The 3,833-nt window shown below is 61.3% G+C and carries 4 protein-coding genes; 3 read left to right on the forward strand and 1 reads right to left on the reverse strand.

The genetic code is table 11. The annotated features are described in order from the left end of the window. Positions 1-608 (reverse strand): lysostaphin resistance A-like protein (locus tag AC1D1P_RS17125; protein WP_477673798.1); only part of this gene is annotated, 608 nt, incomplete at its 3' end. A gap of 220 nt (positions 609-828) precedes the next feature. Here AC1D1P_RS17125 and AC1D1P_RS17130 point away from each other — a divergent pair. From AC1D1P_RS17130 to AC1D1P_RS17140, 3 genes are all read left to right on the forward strand, one after another. Beyond that, entirely contained in the window at positions 829-1,293 is a 465-nt protein-coding gene (locus AC1D1P_RS17130; protein ID WP_477669329.1) for a (2Fe-2S)-binding protein, read from the forward strand. 11 nt (positions 1,294-1,304) lie between these two features. Then, positions 1,305-3,455 carry a xanthine dehydrogenase family protein molybdopterin-binding subunit gene (locus AC1D1P_RS17135; RefSeq protein ID WP_477669330.1) on the forward strand — a complete coding sequence of 717 codons (2,151 nt, stop codon included), beginning with the start codon at positions 1,305-1,307 and terminating at the stop codon, positions 3,453-3,455. A 62-nt stretch (positions 3,456-3,517) separates the two neighbouring features. Then, the coding region (locus AC1D1P_RS17140; RefSeq protein ID WP_477673799.1) for an XdhC family protein at positions 3,518-3,833 on the forward strand (316 nt) is incomplete at its 3' end.

The following is a 3,833-nucleotide window of genomic DNA, read 5'->3' on the forward strand; positions in this document are numbered from 1 at the left end:
TTCAGATGAGCGGCACCAAATAACGTCGCTGAGGCAAAAATAGCGAATTTCCTGGGGCATTGCGCCAGAAAACTGCGCACGATAATGCCGCGAAAAAGCATTTCCTCCAGAACGGGGGCCAGGATACAAACCGTGATGACAGACATGGGATCGTTCGTCATCATTCTCTGGAACATCATTTCCTGTGCTCTTGACAAAGGGAATGCCGAAACCATCACCGCATCCACTGACAGCATGGCCAACACCAGTGCAGGAATCAGCATGGCGATAGGAAGCATCAACAGCATGATGGTGACGCTTGCCGAATTTCGGGACGCATGAAACAAGGCCCGGTAGCTCAGCTGCTTGTGATGCAGCACAAGGCTGAAGACGCCGGCATTTCCAAGAACTGTTGCGATGCCCCATACGCCATTGAGTGCATCTCCGCGCAACCCGAGCATATCGGCAAGCGCCACCAGCGCGACATATTCAAACAGAAATAAGGCGAGAACGATCAGCGCGGCCTGGCCCAGGGTTGGGAAGCTTGTGTACTTTTCTGTGACCCTATTCATGCCGCCAACCTCGGCCGGCTTCTGGTCGCGAAACTGCGGGGCGATGCGGTGCGCCATCCATTTTGTGGTCCTCCCAAACTCTTGTAAGGCATGAGTTATATCAGTTGTCTCATCTTGAGAAAAAGTGTTGAGACTTTGTTTCAGCCAAGGGTTTCTACCCGGATACCCCTTAAGGCGCAGTCGTAGCATGAGTCCCGCAAGGCCTTCGGGTAGTAGCTGACTTTTGGGGGCCTGCCCGATCCTGTGATGACAGTGATTCAACAAAAGGGGACTCCACATGACAACAAAACTCAACGTGAACGGCCGCGCCGTTTCCGTCAACGCTGAATCTGACACACCCCTTTTGTGGGTGATACGCGATGAGCTGGGCATGACCGGTACCAAGTTCGGTTGTGGTGCGGCCTTATGCGGCGCGTGTACCGTGCACCTCAATGGCAAGCCGGTGCGGTCGTGTCAGACGCCGTTGTCTGCCGCTGCGGGCCAGAAGGTGGCGACGATTGAAAGCCTTTCACGCAACAACACGCACCCGCTGCAGGTGGCGTGGATCAAGCACGATGTGCCGCAGTGCGGCTACTGCCAGTCGGGCCAGTTGATGAGCGCGGCGGCCTTGCTCACGGGCAACAAGAACCCGAGCGACGCGGACATTGACGCCGCGATGAGCGGCAACATCTGCCGCTGCGGTACCTACCCGCGTATCAAGGCGGCGATCAAGGATGCCGCTTCCACCATGCGCAAAGCCTGAGGAGAACGATCATGACTGCCAACACACTGGTCTCCCTCGATCGCCCTGATCGCCGTACTTTCCTCAAAGCCTCATCAGCCGTCACGGGCGGGTTGATGATGGGCGTCACGCTGGGCCTGCCGCTGGCAACCCAGGCCGCGGGCACGCTCTACACCCCCAATGCCTGGGTGCACATTGCCGACGACAACACCATCACGCTGCTGTCTGCGCGCTCCGAGATGGGGCAGGGCGTGTATACCTCCATGCCGATGTTGATTGCCGAAGAGTTGAATGTGGATTTGCGCAAGATCAAGGTGGCGATTGCGCCTCCGGGCAAGGTCTATACCAACGCCTTGCTGGGCGCACAGATCACCGGCGGCTCGACCTCGGTGCGTGACGGCTGGGAAAAGCTGCGCATCGCCGGCGCGCAGGTGCGCATGATGCTGGTGTCGGCGGCTGCTGCGAAGTGGAATGTCGATGCGTCGACGCTGAAGGCTGAGAACGGCATGGTGATCGGGCCGAACGGCAAGAAGGCGACTTACGGTTCACTGGCCGAGGCGGCATCGAAGCTGCCAGTGCCGGAAAAAGTGGTGCTGAAAGACCCGAAAGATTTCACTGTGGTCGGTAAACCCACCAAGCGGCTGGACACACCGATGAAGGTCAACGGCACAGCCGAATTCGGCATTGACGTGAAGCTACCCGGCATGGTCTACGCCAGCCTGCAGCAATGTCCGGTGATCGGCGGCAAGGTCACCAGCTTTGACGCGGCCAGGGCCAAGGCCATGCCGGGCGTGATCGACGTGGTGCAGATTCCCGATGGCGTGGCCGTGGTGGCCGACAGCTACTGGCATGCGTACAAGGCGCGCCAGGCATTGACGGTGCAATGGGACGAAGGCCCGGTCGCGGCCATCAGCAACGCGAGCATGCTGGACGGCATTCGCAAGGCGGCCGACAGCGGCAAGGTGATACCCATCATCGCGCCCAAGGGCGATACCGCCGGCGCGATGAAGGGTGCGGCCAAGACCTTGAAAGCCGAGTACGTGTCGCCGTTGCTGGCGCACGCCACGCTGGAGCCGATGAACTTCACGGCCGACTACAAGAACGGCAAGATCCTGCTGATCGGCCCCACGCAGTTCCAGCAGGGGGCTGAAGGCAGCGTGGCGGCGGCCCTGGGTATCAAGCCCGAAGACATCACGCTGAAAACCACCTTCCTGGGCGGCGGCTTTGGCCGGCGGCTGGAGCTGGACTTCATCGTACAGGCGGCGCAAATCTCCAAAGCCGTGGGCAAGCCCGTCAAGCTGCTCTGGAGCCGCGAGGACGACACCACGCACGACTTCTACCGGCCCATGGCCGTCAACCAGCTTTCGGCCGGGTTGGGAGCCGACGGCAAGCCGGTGGCGCTCAATTTCAAGGTCACCTCGCAGTCCATCACGCAGCGCGCCTTCGGCCTGCCCAAGGACACGCTGGACCCCTTCATGGCCGAAGCCGGCGTGATGCCATACGACATCCCGAACACGCAGTACGACCTGGTGATCCACGACAGCGGGCTGCGTGTGGGCTACTGGCGCTCGGTGAGCCACGCGCTCAATGCCTTTGCCAATGAAAGCTTTGTCGATGAGATGGCGCTGGCGGCGGGCAAGGACCCGTATGCCTACCGCATGTCGCTGCTGGAAAAGCAGCCGCGCTTTGCCAATGTGCTGAAGATGGCGGCCGACAAGTCCGGCTGGGGCACACCGCCGCCCGCAGGGCGTAGCCGCGGCATCGCGCTAATGGAGGGTTACGACACCTACATGGCGCAGGTGGCCGAGGTGTCGGTGAAGGACAACCAGATCACGGTGCACAAGGTGACGGTGGTGGCCGACCTGGGCCGCATGGTCAACCCCGACACGGTGCAGGCACAGATCCAGTCGAGCATTGTGTTTGGCCTGTCAGCCGCGTTGAATAACCAGATCACGCTAGACAAGGGCCGGGTGCAGCAGACCAATTTCGGCGACTACCCCGTGCTGCGCATGCATGAGTCGCCGGTGATGGACATCACCCTGGTGCCCAGCACCGAGAAGCCGGGCGGCATTGGCGAGCCGGCCACGGCGCTGGTGGCGCCCGCGGTGGCCAACGCGGTGTTTGCCGCCACCGGCAAGCGGGTGCGCACGCTGCCGCTCAATGACAACCTGGCGAAGGCTTGAGGCCGCAGGGCTTTGAGGCCGGGCCGAGGCAGAAAAAACTGCGGGCTGCTAGCATTTGACGCATGGATAACATTGACCTCGAAGTTCTGAAGACCTCATCGCAGTGGCTGGCCGCAGGCCTGCGCTGCGAACTGGTGACTGTGCTTAAAACCTGGGGCTCCAGCCCGCGGCCTGAAGGCTCCATGCTGGCCATCTGTGAAGACGGCCGGGTGGTGGGTTCGGTGTCGGGCGGCTGCATTGAAGACGACATGATCGACCGGGCCCGCCGCGAGGGCCTCAGCCAGACGCAACCGGCCATCGTCACTTATGGCGTTTCAGCCGACGAGGCGCGCCGCTTTGGCCTGCCTTGCGGCGGCACCATTGAGCTGGCCATAGAAC

The organism is Polaromonas sp. P1_E1_2 (assembly GCF_056406035.1).

Bases quoted from the DNA above. Each gene is read 5' to 3' on its own strand.
- AC1D1P_RS17130 (WP_477669329.1), top strand. From the start codon at position 829: ATGACAACAAAACTCAACGTGAACGGCCGCGCCGTTTCCGTCAACGCT.
- AC1D1P_RS17135 (WP_477669330.1), top strand. From the start codon at position 1,305: ATGACTGCCAACACACTGGTCTCCCTCGATCGCCCTGATCGCCGTACT.